Genomic DNA, 15,803 nt, shown 5'->3' on the forward strand with positions numbered 1-15,803 from the left:
GAGAGACGATATGAGAGCCCTGGTGGTGCGCAAGGATGGCGACGACAAACCGGTCGCGGCGGTCGAAGAGATCACCGCGGATGACCTGCCTGCGGGGGAGGTGACGGTGGATGTCGAGTTCTCTACCGTGAACTACAAGGACGGGCTCTGCATCGGGCCGGGGGGCGGATTGGTGCGGAATTACCCTCATGTGCCGGGGATCGATTTCGCCGGGACGGTGGCCAGCTCCGACGACGACCGCTACGCGCCGGGCGACAAGGTGGTGCTGACCGGTTGGCGCGTGGGCGAGGCCCATTGGGGCGGCTATGCCGAGCAGGCCCGGGTCAAGGCCGATTGGCTGGTCCCGCTGCCTCAGGGGCTGACCACGCGGCAGGCCATGGCGGTCGGGACCGCCGGGTTCACGGCCATGCTGGCGGTGATGGCCTTGGAGGATCACGGGTTGGCCCCGGGGCAGGGGCCGGTGCTGGTCACCGGGGCCGCCGGCGGAGTCGGGTCCGTGGCGACCGCGATCCTGGCGGCCAAGGGTTATGAGGTGGCCGGGGTGACCGGGCGGCCCGAGACGGCAGAGTATCTGAAATCGCTCGGCGCAACTCAGATCGTGGCGCGCGAAGAGGTGGCCGAGACCGTCAAACGCCCGCTGGAATCCGAGACCTGGTCGGGCTGCGTCGATGCCGTGGGCGGCGCGATGCTGGCCCGCGTGCTGGGCCAGATGAAATACGGCGCCTCGGTCGCGGCGGTCGGTCTGGCCGGGGGCGCAGGTCTGCCCGCCACGGTGATCCCGTTCCTGCTGCGCGGCGTGAACTTGCTGGGAATCGACAGCGTGATGCAGCCTTATGAGAACCGGATGCGGGCTTGGAAAGAGATCGCCGAGCACTTGCCCATGGACAAGCTCGAAGCGATGATCCAGCCCGCGACACTCGAAGATCTACCGGCCCTCGGGCGCGACATCCTGAAGGGCCAGGTCAAGGGCCGCGTGGTGGTGGACGTGCGCGCCTGACCGCCGGGCCTGGTCCAAGCGGTTTCGAAACCGCTTGGCGCGCAATCCCCGCGGAGCGGCGAAAACCACCCCTTGGCGCAAGTCCGCGCCGGGGCAGGGGGGCCGGCGCTGCCGTCGCAGCCGCCGCAAGCAAGCGGTTTCGAAACCGCTTGGCCCGTGGCCGGCTCTGCGCCCAGGCTTCGACTGGGTCTTGTGGTTGCATGCGCGGCACCTTTGCTTGACCTGCCGCGCGCCTGCGCCATCTCCGGCAGGGAGGACGACACAGGACAGGACAGTGGAGATGAGCAGTCAGACCGACAGGGCGCCGGTGATCTGGTGGGTGCGCCGGGACCTCCGGCTGAGCGACAACCGGGCGCTTGTGGCGGCGGTCGAGACCGGTGCGCCGGTGATCCCGGTCTTCCTCTGCGATCCCATTCTCGACAGCCTCGGCGCGGCTCCCAAATGGCGCTTCGGGCTCGGGGCGGCGGCGCTGGACGCAGCCCTTCGGGACCGCCGCTCGCGGCTGATCTACCGCAAAGGCGACGCGCTCGAAACCCTGCGCGCTCTGGTGTCGGAAACCGGTGCCGAGACCGTCTACTGGAGCCGCGCCTACGACCCCGACCAGGTCGCCCGCGACAAGGCCGTCAAATCCGGGTTGCAGGACGACGGCGTGGACGCGCGCAGCTTCACCGGGCACCTGTTGATTGAGCCTTGGACGGTCGAGACCGGCTCGGGCGGGTTCTACAAGGTCTACACACCGTTCTGGAAAGCGGTCCGTGACCGCGCCATGCCCGAGCCGCAGCCCGCCCCCGACCGCATCCCCGCCCCCGACAACTGGCCCGAGAGCGACCGGCTCGACTACTGGGCACTGGGGGCCGCCATGAACCGCGGCGCGGCCATCGTGGCGCCGCATCTCGCCATCGGTGAGGACGCGGCCCGCGGTCGGCTCGGCGCCTTCATCGCCCACCGGGTCGAGGATTATGACCGCGCCCGCGACATCCCCGGCATCGAAGGCACCTCGCGCCTGTCGGAAAACCTCACCTATGGCGAGATCGGCCCCGCCACCTGCTGGCAAGCGGGCCAGCGCGCGCTGGCCGAGGGCAAGGCCGGGGCGGAGACCTTCCTCAAGGAGCTTGTCTGGCGCGAGTTCGCCTATCACCTGGTCTGGCACACGCCCCACCTGATCGAGAAGAACTGGCGCGCGGAGTGGGACGACTTCCCCTGGCGCGATGACAACGCCGATGCAGAGGCCTGGCGCCGGGGCCGCACGGGCATCCGTTTTGTCGATGCGGCCATGCGCGAGATGTATGTCACCGGCACCATGCACAACCGCGGCCGGATGATCGTGGCGTCTTACCTCACCAAGCACCTGATGACCCATTGGCGGGTCGGGCAGGCGTGGTTCGATGATTGCCTGGTGGATTGGGACCCGGCCTCCAACGCCATGGGCTGGCAATGGGCGGCGGGCTCCGGCCCTGACGCCGCGCCCTATTTCCGGGTGTTCAACCCCGACACCCAGCTCGACAAATTCGACCGCGACCAGTCCTACCAGCGCCGTTTCATCGCCGAAGGGCAGGGCACGCCGCCCGAGGATGCGCGCGCGTATTTCGATGCGATCCCGCGCAGCTGGGGTCTGTCGCCCGACGACGCCTACCCGGATCCGATCGTACCGCTGGACGAAGGCCGCAAGCGCGCCCTCGACGCCTACCAGGCGCGCAAGGATGCTGCATAATTGACACCGGGCCTGTAAACCCCCTAGGACGAAGCCGACACGCCCTTGAAACACCGCCCTTTTCGCGGCGTTACTGCGGCGGACAGTTGAGGATAAAGATGACCCTGCTTACCGGAACCAAAGGTGCCGCCGAACCCGTGTTGACGTCGCCCAAGGGGCAGAAAGACCTGCCGCGCTACTTCAAATCAGCTTTCGACATCGCCTCCAAGATCGAACACGGACGGCTCGATTTCGTGCTGGCGGACGGACGCCGCTTTCGCGTCGAAGGGCCCAAACCCGGTCCGGTGGCGGAACTGGCCATTCATAACGACGACGTGTTCGCGCGGCTCGTTCGCGAGGGGGAGCTTGGCTTCTGCGATGCCTATCTCGACGGCTGGTGGAGCACGCCGGACCTGCAGGGTTTCATGGATCTGATCACCGCCGATAACGACGCGCTGTTCGACGGCTATACCGGGTTTGCACTGGTGCGGATTGTCGAGAAACTGCGCTTCTGGCTGCAATCCAACAGCAAGACCCAGGCCAAGAAGAACATCGCCGCCCATTATGACCTGGGCAACGAGTTCTATGCGCTGTGGCTCGACGACACGATGACCTATTCCTCGGCCATGTTCGAGACCGGGCAGGAGAGCACCGAGGCCGCGCAACGCCGCAAATACGCCTCGATGGTGGATGAAATGGGCGCCCAGCCCGGCGATCATGTGCTGGAGATCGGCTGTGGCTGGGGCGGGTTTGCCGAATATGCCGCCAAGGAACGCGGGCTCAAGGTCACCGGCCTCACCATCAGCCAGGCGCAATTCGACTACGCCACCGCCCGGATCGCCAAGGCCGGGTTGTCGGACCGGGTCGAGATCAAGTTGCAGGATTACCGCGACGAGCACGGGCTTTATGACGGCATCGCCTCCATCGAGATGTTCGAGGCCGTGGGCGAGCGGTACTGGCCGGTCTATTTCGATACGGTCCGCGAGCGGCTCCGGCCGGGCAAACATGCCACGCTGCAGATCATCACCGTCAAGGATTCGAAATTCGAAACCTATCGCAAGAGTGTTGATTTCATTCAGAAATACATCTTTCCCGGTGGCATGCTCCCGGGTCCGAGCGTGCTGCGACAGCAGGCCCGCCGCGCCGGGCTGGAGGTCAAGCGCTCCATCGAGTTCGGCGAAAGCTACAGCCAGACACTGCGCCGCTGGCACGAGACCTTCAATGACCGCTGGGACGAGGTCGCCTCTCTCGGGTTCGATGACAGATTTCGCCGCATGTGGAACTTTTATCTGACATCTTGTGCTGCCACGTTCCACTACGGAAACTGCGATGTCACGCAGATCACGGTGACGAAACCGGGCTAGGGGCAGGTGAGAGGATGGCATGCCGACGGGCGCGAAACTCTTCGGGGCAATCATTTTCTGTCTGACCGGCGCGCTGGCGGCGTGGATCGGAATTCCGGGTCTGCCCGATGAACGCGCGCCCGGGGTGCTGGTGCCGCTGTCGGCACTTACGGGCATTTGGTTCGGCTGGCGGCTCGCGGGCGCCCATGCGGGGCCGAGCCTGCGGCGGTCCTTCGCGTTGTCGGTGCGCACCGTGACGCTGATGATGCTGACCACCTTGTTCCTGATCGCCGGTGAAGAGGCCTATCAACGCTCGATCAAACTGCGCTATGATGGTCCGATCGAGGCTGTGACCGATATCGCCAACCTCATGCTGTTCTTCGGAGCAATGGCGATCCAGGGCCCGGTTTTCACGGTCCTCGGCCTCGGGGTGCTGATCGGCACGGTCTTCGTGCGCTGGGCGGGACGCAGCCTCGCATGACCCGCCCGCGGCCATGACAGATATCTTCGTCTTCGGCACCCTGCGCGACCTGTCCCTTTTGGAAATCGTGCTCGGCCAGTTGCCCGAGCGGCGCGAGGGCTGGTTGCTCGGCGCGCGCACCGTCTGCGCCGCGGGCCATGATTTCCCGATCTCGATCCCCGCCGCACCGTCGGACCGGTCCCCCGGTCTGCTGCTCATCGGCCTGAGCGCAGACGATATCGCCCGGCTCGATTTCTACGAGTACGGCTTCGGCTATCTGCGCCGGACGGCCACCGTCACCTGCGCGGATGGAACCTTGCGGCAAGCGCAGCTTTACCGACCCACCGACGGCGCGCTGCGCCCCGGAGGTTCGTGGGACTTGTCCGCATGGCAGGACCGACATGGCGCGGTCACGCGGGAAACGGCGCTGGAGGCGATGTCCTATTTCGGTAGCCTGACCTCGGCCGAGATGGCTGCCCTCTGGCCGGTGATGGGCGCCCGCGCGCAATCCCGGCTGGCCGCGTGCACCCGACCCGCGCCTGTCCGCGACGACCTGCCGTCCCGCGACGCGGTGGTCGTGGAGCGGACCGACATCCCCTACAACAAGTTCTTCCGCCTCGAAGAACACCACTTGCGCTTTCCCCATTTCGACGGCGGTCTGAGCGATCCGGTCTCCCGCGTGGCTTTCGTGGCGGTGGATGCGGTCACGGTCCTGCCTTACGACCCGGTGCGCGACCGGGTTCTCCTGGTCGACCAGTTCCGCATCGGGCCCTATGTGCGCGGCGATGCCCAGCCCTGGACATTGGAGCCCATCGCAGGCCGTGTCGACGGGGGCGAAACCTGGGAAGAGACCGTCCACCGTGAAGCCCGTGAAGAGGCGGGGCTGACCATGTGGCACCTGGAGCGGATCGGCACCTATTACCCCTCCCCCGGGGCGGTGACCGAATACCTTGCCTCCTATGTTGGGCTGACCGATCTGCCCGATGATGCCGTGGGCCTTTACGGCGTCGATCATGAGGCCGAAGACATCAAGACCCGGATCGTGGGTTTCGACACGCTCATGGCGATGACCCGCGACGGCCGTGTGCAGAACGGTCCGCTGATGATCTCGGCCCTCTGGCTGGCCGCCGAACGCGCCCGCCTGCGCACCCTGCCGCGCCCCGACACTTGAGGTCCGCCAACGCGGCGCGTATCACCCGGGAACGGCTTAGAGGGAGACCGCCATGCACAGCTATCGTGACCTTGCGGAGGCCATTGGCCACACGCCGCTCATCCGCCTGAACGCGGCCAGCGAGGCGACCGGGTGCGAGATCCTCGGCAAGGCGGAATTCCTCAACCCCGGGCAGTCGGTGAAGGACCGCGCCGCCCTCTACATCATCCGCGATGCGGTGGCTCGCGGAACCCTGAAGCCGGGCGGCACAATTGTGGAAGGTACCGCCGGGAACACCGGTATCGGGCTGGCACTGGTCGGGGCCTCGATGGGGTTCAAGACTGTCATCGTCATCCCCGAAACCCAGTCCGAAGAGAAAAAGGACATGCTGCGCCTGGCGGGCGCGGACCTCGTGCAAGTGCCCGCCGCGCCTTACCGCAACCCCAACAACTATGTGCGCTATTCCGAACGGCTGGCCAAGCGACTGGCCGAGACCGAGCCGCACGGAGCGATCTGGGCCAACCAGTTCGACAACGTCGCCAACCGCCAGGCCCATGTGGAAACCACCGGCCCCGAAATCTGGGACCAGACCGGTGGCAAGGTCGACGGGTTCATCTGTGCCGCAGGCTCCGGCGGCACCGTGGCGGGGGTGGGCCTCGCGCTCCAGCCCAAGGGCGTGAAGGTCGGCCTCGCGGACCCCGACGGCGCGGCGCTCTACAACTTCTACACGCAGGGCGAGCTGAAATCCGAAGGCTCCTCGATTTCCGAGGGGATCGGACAGGGGCGCATCACCGCCAATCTCGAAGGCTTCACCCCGGATTTCGCATGCAATGTGCCCGACAGCGAGGCCTTGCCGATCGTCTTCGACCTCTTGCGTCACGAAGGGATCTGCCTCGGCGGTTCCTCGGGCATCAACATCGCCGGGGCCATCCGCATGGCGCGGCATATGGGGCCGGGCCACACCATCGTAACGATCCTGTGCGACTACGGCACGCGCTACCAGTCCAAGCTCTTCAATCCCGACTTCCTGCGCAGCAAGGATCTGCCCGTGCCCGACTGGCTCGACGCAAACCCGCGCAGCCTGCCCGCGGTCTTCGAGGAGGTTCCATGACCCGGCTCCTGTTTCGCGACGATGCCTATCTGCAGGAGTGCACCGCCACGGTGACCGCCCTGACCCCCGAAGGCGGTATCGTCACCGACCAGACCGTGTTCTACGCCACGGGCGGCGGCCAGCCTGGCGACGCGGGCCGGATCGCCTGGGACGGCGGCGAGATCGAGATTGCGACCGCCGTCAAGCTGGACACCGGCGCCATCGCCCATGTCCCCGCAGAGGCCGCCTCCCTGCCACATGTGGGCGCCGGGCTTCGACTGAGCCTCGACTGGGCCCGCCGCCACAGCCATATGCGTATCCACACGGCGCTGCACCTTCTGTCGGTGGTGATCCCCCTGCCAGTCACCGGGGGGGGCATCTCGGCCCAGAAAGGGCGGCTCGATTTCGACATGCCCGACGCGCCCGAAGATCGCGACGCCCTCGAAGCCCAACTCGCCACCCTGATCGAGCGGGACCTGCCCGTGGCCGACGAATGGATTACCGAGGCCGAACTGCTCGCCAAACCCGAGCTGGTGAAGACTATGGCCGTGAAACCGCCCTTGGGATCGGGGCAGGTGCGCCTGGTGCGCATCGGCGAAGGCGCCGACACCGTCGATCTGCAGCCCTGCGGCGGCACCCACGTGGCACGCACGGGCGAGATCGGCCGGGTGGTCCTCGGCAAGATCGAGAAAAAGGGCCGCCAGAACCGGCGCGTCAATCTGCTGCTCGATCCGTAGGAAAACCCTCGGCCTGGGGACTTGCACCCGCCCCGGGTTTGGCGGTAAGACCCCTCGCACGGAGAGGTGGCCGAGTGGTCGAAGGCGCACGCCTGGAAAGTGTGTAGGCGGGAAACCGTCTCCAGGGTTCGAATCCCTGTCTCTCCGCCACTTGCCCTTGAGAAAGTGTTCTCCCGATCCGGCTGCGGCCGGATTTTTCCGTTGTTTTCGAGGGTTATGCACGAGGGGCCGTTCACCGGCCCCGGTGCGAAGAGGGCGCAAAGCGTTCTCTACGGGCTGATATTCTCCGGACCTCATGACTACGCCGATTTGGTGAATTTCTTATAGGTACACGTGAGATATAAAGAAAATCCAGCGTCCGAAATTGCTTGGATTGAAGTCGCGTTTGCGTTTGTTGCGACCGGTTTCGGAATTTCTCAGGCCATGGCCCATTCGAGCCTTTGCTTCCGACGCTCCCAATCGGGCATCCTCATCCATCTTCTCGGTGATAGCCCGGCGGGTCGCGCTGGCGATGCGATCGGCCTTTGAAGCCTCGGAGACCCCGGTCTCTTCGACGACTGCCTTAAGCGCGTCGGGATCGTTGATGTTCACCACCTCGATGATGGTTTCCGCCGGCATCGCAACGACATGGTCATCCAGCAGTTTCTGGATTTTCGGTTCGAATTCGCGGACGTCCACCGTCTCCTGGTAGCGAAGCTGGACAGACCGCTTCAGTTCAGAGAACTGCTTCCAGTCCCGCTTGAGTGCATCGATCCTGGTCTCATCGAAGACATCGAACAGCTTGTCCGACGAGAGCGAAAAGCCTGCCGGGGTGAAGGGTTTGCCCTGTGCTGTCACGATGTATGTCAGTTGTCCCGAAGATAATGTGTCAAGGACTTCGAGCAGCTGATGCAGGACAGGGAAGTGTACCGTTGTGCCTGTCTTTTGTTGCTTGATCGTCAGCCCGGCCTCGATCTGCGCGACATGTGCGCGGGTGTCGCAAGAAGTCTCTGAAAGTGTTCGGGCCTGATTACGGGTTCGGCAGACCAGGTCCTAATGGCTCGCCTGCCAAGCCGCGACGAGATGGGCGGGACCCTTGACCTGCTGTAAGGCACTCCACCCACGGAATCGCGAGCGCAGTGCGAGACTCGACACCCTAAAGGTCCTTTTTCCAAAGAAACACGAATTCACAAGCTTTGGTCGGATGGCGCATATGCAAATCCAATGAATGGCTCCGAATCGTCCAAGTCCGCAAGGTTACGCGCTGTGCGATGCTGGGCGAGGGCAACGTCGGGCCAATTCCGGAGGGATCGGGTCTTCTTTCACGACGAGGCGGCCAGCAATTTGGCATTGCCGCCTGCCGCCGTCGTGTCGATGCACAGGTGGCGTTCGAGCACGTACCGCTCGGGCGCGATTTCGTCGACGATCAGCGGGATGATTGGTCCGTCGCGTTGGGACAAGGCGACCCGCAGGGTGCGCGTCCAATCCGAAGCGCCGGCAGCGGCGACGACCTCTATGCCTGTGAGCTCTGTCAGGGTTACACAGTCGACCGTGCCGTCGAGGGTCACGACAGGGGCGCCCGCGTCGGAGAGCGGTTGGGACAGGGGCGTGCTGTCGGGCAGGGCAATCACCACCGCGCATCCTGCGCCAAGTGCCTGCACCGCCTGGGCCATCGCGATTTCCGGGGTGGGGCCGAGGCACAGGACCGTGCCGCGCGGGACCATGCTCAGGCGGTTACTCTCGCCGGTCGGCCCCGGCAGCGTCTGCGGGGACATGTCGAAGGCCGCGGTTTCCGACAAGGCGCGGCGCACCACGCCGGTACTGCCACTGAGCGCCATGCGCAGGATGTGCACCCGGTCCGGCCGTGCGGCCCAGTTTCGCGCATCGAGCGACGACAGGGCCGTGCTCAGCGCCGCTTTGCCGAGCACAGCCCCTTGCGGGGCGGGATGGCTGGTGGACTTTCCGACCTTGCGGAAGCGGGTCAGGTAAAGCGGCCCTCCCGCCTTCGGACCGGTTCCCGAAAGCCCTTCGCCGCCAAAGGGCTGACTGCCCACGATGGCGCCGATCTGGTTGCGGTTGACGTAGACATTGCCGACCTGGATTCGTTCGACGATCTGTTCGACCCGGTCGTCGATCCGCGTGTGAAGGCCGAAAGTCAGGCCGTAGCGGCGCGCATTGATGGCGTCCACCACCTGGTCGATCTCGTTCGCCTTGAAGGTCGCGACATGCAGAACGGGGCCGAAGATTTCGCGTTCCATGTCCGCGATGCCGCCCACCTTGACGATGGCCGGGGTGACATAGGTACCGCCGTCGGGTGCGGCGAGCGTCTTGATCAGGGTGCCCGCTTTCCGGTGCTGGTCGATATAGCCCAGGATATCGCTCTGGGCGTCGGCATCGATCACGGGGGACACATCGACATCCAGGTTCCAGCTGTCGCCGATCACCAGCGCATCGAGCGCGCCCGACAGCATCTCCATCAGCTTGTCATGCACGTCTTCCTGAACGTAGAGAATGCGCAGGGCGGAACAGCGCTGGCCAGCCGACTGGAACGAAGAGATCAGGATATCGCGCACGGCCTGTTCGTGCAGGGCGGTGGAATCGACGATCATCGCGTTCAGACCACCGGTTTCGGCGACCAGAACCGCCTCTGGTCCGGCGTTCTTCGCCAGTGCCTTGTGGATGATCATCGCCACTTCGGTGGAGCCTGTGAAACAGACCCCGGCAATGCGCGGATCGCTGGTCAGCGGACCGCCAACCATTGGACCGTCGCCGGGCAAAAGCTGGAGGGCGGCGTCGGGCAGGCCGCAGTCGCGCATCATCTGCACCGCGCGAGCGGCGATGATCGGCGTCTGTTCGGCCGGTTTGGCCAGCACCGCGTTGCCCATGACGAGAGCCGCCGCGATCTGGCCGGTGAAGATGGCCAGCGGGAAGTTCCAAGGACTGATGCAGACGAAGATACCGCGCGGACGGCCCGGATCCTCTTCTTCCAGACGTTCGGCCTCGTTCGCATAGAAGCGCAGGAAATCAACTGCTTCGCGCACTTCGGCAATGCCGTCGAGGACGGTCTTTCCGGCCTCGCGCGTGGTGATCGCGGTGAGTTCGGCGATGTTGTCTTCGTACATGTCGGCCAGTTTGCGCAACATATCGGCGCGCTCGGACACGGGCCGGGCCGACCAGTCTCTGAAGCCGGTTTCGGCGGCATCGAGCGCGCAGGCGACATCCTCGGCGGAGGCCTCCTGAACGGTGCCGACAAGGCGGGTCTTGTCCGCGGGCGAATGCACCTCGCGCGTGGGCCCGGTCGGGTCACGGCCCCCGGCCAGCATCGGTCGTGCATGCCAGGTGGTCTCGGCGAAGGCTTCGCGCGCAGTCATCAGCGGGAGGATCGATGCCGGTTCGTTGACGCGGTAGCCTCTGGAGTTGCGCCGGTCGGGGGCAAAGAGGTCGGATGGTTGCCGGATCGCCGGGTTCGGGATCTGATCGCCCAGCTTCTCCATCTCGGATACCGGATCGGCGGAGATCGCCTCGGCGGGGATGTCGGGATCGACGATCTGGTTCACAAAGGATGAGTTGGCCCCGTTTTCGAGAAGGCGGCGGACGAGATAGGCCAGAAGATCCTGATGCGCGCCGACCGGCGCATAGATCCGGCACCGGGTGCCTTCGGTCTCCTTGACGATCTGATGCAGCGACGCGCCCATTCCATGCAGGCGCTGGAATTCGAAGCAGTCTCTGGCGTTGCCGGCCATCTGCAAGACGGCGGCACAGGTATGGGCGTTGTGGGTGGCAAACTGCGGATAGATTCGGTCGCGCCGGTCCAGCAGCATTTGTGCACAGGCCATATAGCTCACATCGGTATTGTTCTTGCGGGTAAAGACCGGAAACCGTTCCACCCCCAATTCCTGCGCCAGTTTGATCTCGGTGTCCCAGTAGGCGCCCTTGACGAGCCGCACCATGATCTTCCGATCATACCGCTCTGCCATGTCATACAGGGTCTCGATGACGGGCCCGGCACGGCGGCCATAGGCTTGCACGACAACGCCGAACCCGTCCCACCCGTCGAGATCCGGGTCTGACATCATCGCTTCGATCACATCGAGCGAGAGATCGAGCCGGTCCTGTTCCTCTGCGTCGACATTGAAGCCGATACCGGCCTGGGCGGCTTGTTTTACCAGTGCCGCCGCGCGGGGCACCAAGTCTGCCATCACCGAATGTCGGTGGGTGTATTCGTAGCGCGGGTGCAGGGCCGACAACTTGACCGAGATGCCGGGCGAGGAGCGAACATCCCCCGTGGCCTGCCTGGCAATTGCCGTGATTGCCTGGGCATAGGCGGCATGATAGCGCCTGGCATCGGCGTCGGTGCGGGCCGCTTCGCCAAGCATGTCGTAGGAATAGGTGAACCCCTTTTTTTCCAACTCGCGGGCGTTCTTCAGGCCTTCCTCGATGGTCTGACCTAGAACGAACTGTCGTCCCAGCACCTTCATCGATTGGCCGACAGCGGTGCGCACGACCGGCTCGCCCAGGCGCTTGACCAGCCCGCGCAGGGCGCGCGCCGGCCCCCTGGGGTCTTCATCCAGAACCTTGCCGGTCAACATCAGCGCCCAGGTCGATGCATTCACCAAAGAAGACGAGGAATGGCCCAGATGCGCGCCCCAATTCGATGGCGCAACCTTGTCCTCGATCAGATCATCAATGGTGTCCGCATCCGGGACGCGCAGCAACGCTTCGGCGAGGCACATCAGGCCCACGCCTTCGGATGTCGAGAGACCATATTCGGCCAGAAACGCCTCCATCATAGAGGGCCTGGTCTCGTTTCTGACCCTTGTCACGTATCGGGCCCCGGCAGCGGCGGCCTTCTCGCGTTCGTGTGCCGACAGTTTGATGCGGGCGGCCAGAGATTTCAGAAGCGCGGTTTCCTCGGCGGTGTAATGCGCGCGCACCTGGGCGCGAAACGGATTGTCGATCTGACTGGATATGTCGAACGCCCTGTTCATTTTCGTCTCTCCCAAAGGTGCCTTGATCTCCGGCCCTGCCAGATTGCCCCTTGCTCGGTGTGCCTCCCGACCGGACAGGTTGACGTCCCGCCTGCAATTCGGGAGCATAACGTGGACGCGCGGGTTGCGCATCTGCCGTTCTTCGATCGGCTCGCGGCGACGTGCAAAGCTGCGTCTTGATGGCCGCTCAGCGAGGTCGCGCGCGCTGGATCATGCCGAACAGATCGCGGGGGTCGTCGGGGTCGGCGATGATGTCGAGGTCCTCGTAGAAGGGATGGTCCTTCAGCTTGTCACGCAGGTAGCGCAAGGCCGAGAAATCTTCGATGGCAAAGCCCACGCCGTCAAACAGCGTGATCTGGCGGTCATTGATGCGCCCAGGTGCCGCTCCGGTGATGACTTGCCACATCTCGGTCACAGGGAAGTCCTCCGGCATCTGCTGGATCTCGCCCTCGATCCGGGTCTGTGGCGGATACTCCACGAAGACGTCGGACCGGGTCAGGATATCCTGGTGCAATTCTGTCTTGCCGGGGCAGTCGCCTCCGATGGCGTTGATGTGCAGGCCTGCGCCGACCATGTTGTCGGTCAGGATCGTGGCGAATTGCTTGTCGGCGGTGCAAGTGGTGATGATCTGCGCGCCCTCGATGGCCTCTTCCGGCGTGGCGCAGGGGATCAGCTCGAAACCTTGTCCGGTCAGGTTGCGCCGCACTTTTTCTGTCGCCGCCCGGTCGATATCGTAAAGCCGCAGCGTGTCGATGCCGCAGATCGCGCGCATCGCCAGCGCCTGAAATTCCGATTGTGCACCGTTGCCGATCATCGCCATGACCCTGCTGCCCTTCGGCGCGAGGTGGCTGGCGACCATGGCAGATGTCGCCGCGGTGCGAAGCGCGGTCAGCACCGTCATCTCCGTCAGGAGTTCCGGATAGCCGGTATCGACCCGCGCGAGCAGACCGAAAGCGGTCACGGTCTGTAGCCCATCCTTCGTGTTGCTGGGATGGCCGTTGACGTATTTGAAACCGTAATCCTCACCATCGGATGTCGGCATCAGTTCGATCACCCCCTCCGGCGAATGGCTGGCAACGCGCGGGGTCTTGTCGAATTTCTCCCAGCGGCGGAAATCGTCTTCGATATAGCGGGCAAGGTCCCTGAGCATGGTCTCGATGCCGATACTGTGGACCAGCTTCATCATGTTCTCGACGCTGACAAAGCGGATATAGGCAAGGTCGGAGGGGCCAGGGACCGGGTCGTTGGCAGATGCGGACATGAGTTTGCTCACGAATGGCTGCGGGTTGGGCGGTCGAACACTCGCCGACCGAAAAGCGACGCGGTGAGATCGACCATGAGCGATGCGGTGCGCCCGCGATCGTCGAGGAAGGGGTTCAGTTCCACAAGGTCGAGGGAGGAGACAAGTCCGCTGTCATGCAGCATCTCCATCACCAGGTGCGCCTCGCGGAAGGTGGCGCCGCCGGGGACGGTGGTGCCGACGGCGGGGGCGATGGCGGGTTCCAGGAAATCGACATCGAGCGAAACATGCAGCATGCCACCCGCCGTTGCGACTCGCGCCAGGAACGCGCTTAGTGGGGCGGCGATACCATGCTCGTCGATCTGGCGCATATCGATCGCAGTCATGCCGGATTGTGCTATGAAATTGCGCTCCGATGCATCGACCGAGCGCAATCCGATGAAGCAGATGTTTTCCGGCGGTACTGGCGCGGTGAGTGTCGGGAATCCGTCAAACCCGGCTTGACCCGTGATGTAGGCGACAGGCGTGCCGTGCAGATTTCCCGATAGGGTGGTTGTCGGCGTGTTGATATCAGGATGCGCATCCAGCCAGAGCACGAAAAGCGGACGATCCTGGCCCGCGGCATGAGCTGAGACGCCGGCAACCGTGCCCAGTGACAGCGCGTGATCGCCCCCCAGAAAGATCGGAAAGCCTTGCCCGATGGCCGCCTGCGCGGCCTCCGACAGCAGTCTTGTCCATGTGATCGTTTCCGAAAGCGCGTGCACCTCTCCGGGTGGGGTGTCGGCCACCCAGGTTGGGCCCGGCAGGTTGCCGCGATCCTCTGTTTGCCAGCCCAGATCGCCGAGGGTGTCAATCAGTCCGGCGGTGCGATACGCGTCCGGGCCCATGATGCAGCCACGGCGGCGCTTGCCGCAATCCATGCCGGCCCCGATCAGAATGCATTTCTGCGTGCGCATGCCTTGGTCCCTTCCCCGCGTGCTGCGGTGATCGCCCCTTTACCATACATGCCGCGCCGGTTTGCTGCGCGCCTTCACAGGGGCGTGCGAGGGGCAGTCTCTCCAAACCCCGAGCGTCCCGAACCGCCTTTTCGTATCCGGGGCACATAGGCCAGCGGGCAGGATGGCACCTCCCAATCGGGGATGATGTTTCGAAGTCAATTCACAGATATGTCGACAGAGCCATTTTGCCTTACCATCCGGCTCATTCCCGCATTTACACCCGCTGTATCACGGAGCGCCGGTGGGTCAACGGTTTGCCTGCGGCGCTTGGCTGATCGGGCTGTCCGCCGGGGACGTCGAAGAGCAGAAACCAATCTTTTACCGGTAACAGTGCATTTGACGCTGATGCTCCGCCAGCGCGCGGTTTTCAGTATCGTCCCGAGAATGGTTGTTTGAGCCGTGCCGGTGTCGGCGATACGTCCCTGCGTGATGTGGTTCGCCGGTCTTTGGGTGACGCAGGTCGGATCTTTGCCCATGGGACAGGGCCATCACACTGCGATGCCTGCCTCCGGGCCGAGGCTGCGGGCTTCGACTGCTCCTGCGGATGTGGCCCCGGGAAAGGTGCTGGACTCGGGCGGATAGCGTGCCGCGCGGACTGAGGTTAAAGACGACGTTGGGCAGAGCCTGTTTCTCAGGTTGCCCGGCCCGGTCTCGGGGCGTCGAAGCGGGTCCGCCGCAGAACCTGACCGGTATCGTCGATGGTCAGTCGAAACGCACGACCGGCGTGATAGAAGGTCAGGCGCCAACGCCCCGCATCCGATCCCTCGCCCTTTTCGCAGAGCGATGTGATGTCTCCCGACTTCATGCCCGGGTGCACCATGGACGGCGCTATGCCGAAGGCTTCGGCCAGCAGTTCCGCGTCCACGACGATACCGTCTGCTCCGACTTCCACCTGCATCATGGTGTGTCCCTCCAGTAGCCGTTGGCGGCCGCCACGGTTGCGAAATGAGTCGCGACCACCTGGCTGACGGCGATCAGCGCGTCGGCGTCTTCGGCATACTCCGGGCGCATGCGATCGCGGGCCTCCGCATCCGGCTGGGTCAGCTTGATGGCAACGCGCGCGAGTTTGACGGCAAGATCATAGCCCTCCTCGGGGGTGGCGGTGGTCAGGGTGGGTAGCCATGATGACAT

General features: G+C 64.5%; 13 protein-coding genes and 1 tRNA gene. 8 read left to right on the plus strand and 6 right to left on the minus strand.

Annotated features, from left to right (window positions below; translation table 11 throughout):
• Positions 1-10 precede the first annotated feature (10 nt).
• From acuI to PVW48_RS06785, 8 genes are all read left to right on the plus strand, one after another.
• Complete coding sequence (gene acuI, locus PVW48_RS06750) at positions 11-997, plus strand: acryloyl-CoA reductase (protein ID WP_274580793.1); 987 nt, start codon at positions 11-13, stop codon at positions 995-997.
• A 280-nt stretch (positions 998-1,277) separates the two neighbouring features.
• On the plus strand, positions 1,278-2,708 hold the full coding sequence (locus PVW48_RS06755) for a cryptochrome/photolyase family protein (protein WP_274580794.1): 1,431 nt from the start codon (positions 1,278-1,280) through the stop codon (positions 2,706-2,708).
• 98 nt (positions 2,709-2,806) lie between these two features.
• On the plus strand, positions 2,807-4,051 hold the full coding sequence (locus tag PVW48_RS06760) for an SAM-dependent methyltransferase (RefSeq protein WP_274580795.1): 1,245 nt from the start codon (positions 2,807-2,809) through the stop codon (positions 4,049-4,051).
• A gap of 19 nt (positions 4,052-4,070) precedes the next feature.
• Complete coding sequence (locus PVW48_RS06765; protein WP_012178983.1) at positions 4,071-4,511, plus strand: TrgA family protein; 441 nt, start codon at positions 4,071-4,073, stop codon at positions 4,509-4,511.
• 13 nt (positions 4,512-4,524) lie between these two features.
• The gene (locus tag PVW48_RS06770; RefSeq protein WP_274580796.1) at positions 4,525-5,661 is read left to right on the plus strand and encodes a gamma-glutamylcyclotransferase; all 1,137 of its coding nucleotides are present in this window, start codon (positions 4,525-4,527) and stop codon (positions 5,659-5,661) included.
• Positions 5,662-5,713: 52 nt separating this feature from the next.
• On the plus strand, positions 5,714-6,751 hold the full coding sequence (locus PVW48_RS06775) for a cysteine synthase A (protein WP_012178981.1): 1,038 nt from the start codon (positions 5,714-5,716) through the stop codon (positions 6,749-6,751).
• Positions 6,748-7,467: an alanyl-tRNA editing protein gene (locus PVW48_RS06780; protein ID WP_274580797.1), complete on the plus strand. Its 720-nt coding sequence runs from the start codon at positions 6,748-6,750 to the stop codon at positions 7,465-7,467. The genes PVW48_RS06775 and PVW48_RS06780 overlap by 4 nt, the downstream gene beginning before the upstream one ends.
• Before the next feature lie 60 nt (positions 7,468-7,527).
• Positions 7,528-7,617: transfer RNA gene (locus tag PVW48_RS06785), tRNA-Ser, on the plus strand.
• A 171-nt stretch (positions 7,618-7,788) separates the two neighbouring features.
• Here PVW48_RS06785 and PVW48_RS06790 read toward each other — a convergent pair.
• The 6 genes from PVW48_RS06790 to PVW48_RS06815 all read right to left on the minus strand — a co-directional run bounded on the left by PVW48_RS06790 (position 7,789) and on the right by PVW48_RS06815 (position 15,803).
• Entirely contained in the window at positions 7,789-8,304 is a 516-nt protein-coding gene (locus PVW48_RS06790; protein WP_012178979.1) for a hypothetical protein, read from the minus strand.
• A 464-nt stretch (positions 8,305-8,768) separates the two neighbouring features.
• Positions 8,769-12,434 carry a bifunctional proline dehydrogenase/L-glutamate gamma-semialdehyde dehydrogenase PutA gene (gene putA, locus PVW48_RS06795; protein WP_274580798.1) on the minus strand — a complete coding sequence of 1,222 codons (3,666 nt, stop codon included), beginning with the start codon at positions 12,432-12,434 and terminating at the stop codon, positions 8,769-8,771.
• Between the two features lie 187 nt (positions 12,435-12,621).
• Positions 12,622-13,695: an ornithine cyclodeaminase gene (locus PVW48_RS06800; RefSeq protein WP_274580799.1), complete on the minus strand. Its 1,074-nt coding sequence runs from the start codon at positions 13,693-13,695 to the stop codon at positions 12,622-12,624.
• Positions 13,696-13,703: 8 nt separating this feature from the next.
• On the minus strand, positions 13,704-14,630 hold the full coding sequence (gene rocF / locus PVW48_RS06805; protein WP_274580800.1) for an arginase: 927 nt from the start codon (positions 14,628-14,630) through the stop codon (positions 13,704-13,706).
• Between the two features lie 673 nt (positions 14,631-15,303).
• The gene (locus PVW48_RS06810; RefSeq protein WP_050757843.1) at positions 15,304-15,573 is read right to left on the minus strand and encodes a DUF6522 family protein; all 270 of its coding nucleotides are present in this window, start codon (positions 15,571-15,573) and stop codon (positions 15,304-15,306) included.
• On the minus strand, positions 15,570-15,803 hold the full coding sequence (locus PVW48_RS06815) for a hexameric tyrosine-coordinated heme protein (RefSeq protein ID WP_012178974.1): 234 nt from the start codon (positions 15,801-15,803) through the stop codon (positions 15,570-15,572). The genes PVW48_RS06810 and PVW48_RS06815 overlap by 4 nt, the downstream gene beginning before the upstream one ends.

Source organism: Dinoroseobacter sp. PD6 (assembly GCF_028807315.1).
Lineage (GTDB): Bacteria > Pseudomonadota > Alphaproteobacteria > Rhodobacterales > Rhodobacteraceae > Dinoroseobacter > Dinoroseobacter shibae.

Excerpts from the sequence above, each read along its gene's own strand:
- acuI (WP_274580793.1), top strand. The coding sequence starts at position 11 with ATGAGAGCCCTGGTGGTGCGCAAGGATGGCGACGACAAACCGGTCGCG.
- PVW48_RS06755 (WP_274580794.1), top strand. The coding sequence starts at position 1,278 with ATGAGCAGTCAGACCGACAGGGCGCCGGTGATCTGGTGGGTGCGCCGG.
- PVW48_RS06760 (WP_274580795.1), top strand. The coding sequence starts at position 2,807 with ATGACCCTGCTTACCGGAACCAAAGGTGCCGCCGAACCCGTGTTGACG.
- PVW48_RS06765 (WP_012178983.1), top strand. The coding sequence starts at position 4,071 with ATGCCGACGGGCGCGAAACTCTTCGGGGCAATCATTTTCTGTCTGACC.
- PVW48_RS06770 (WP_274580796.1), top strand. The coding sequence starts at position 4,525 with ATGACAGATATCTTCGTCTTCGGCACCCTGCGCGACCTGTCCCTTTTG.
- PVW48_RS06775 (WP_012178981.1), top strand. The coding sequence starts at position 5,714 with ATGCACAGCTATCGTGACCTTGCGGAGGCCATTGGCCACACGCCGCTC.
- PVW48_RS06780 (WP_274580797.1), top strand. The coding sequence starts at position 6,748 with ATGACCCGGCTCCTGTTTCGCGACGATGCCTATCTGCAGGAGTGCACC.
- putA (WP_274580798.1), bottom strand. The coding sequence starts at position 12,434 with ATGAACAGGGCGTTCGACATATCCAGTCAGATCGACAATCCGTTTCGC.
- PVW48_RS06800 (WP_274580799.1), bottom strand. The coding sequence starts at position 13,695 with ATGTCCGCATCTGCCAACGACCCGGTCCCTGGCCCCTCCGACCTTGCC.
- rocF (WP_274580800.1), bottom strand. The coding sequence starts at position 14,630 with ATGCGCACGCAGAAATGCATTCTGATCGGGGCCGGCATGGATTGCGGC.
- PVW48_RS06810 (WP_050757843.1), bottom strand. The coding sequence starts at position 15,573 with ATGATGCAGGTGGAAGTCGGAGCAGACGGTATCGTCGTGGACGCGGAA.
- PVW48_RS06815 (WP_012178974.1), bottom strand. The coding sequence starts at position 15,803 with ATGTCATCATGGCTACCCACCCTGACCACCGCCACCCCCGAGGAGGGC.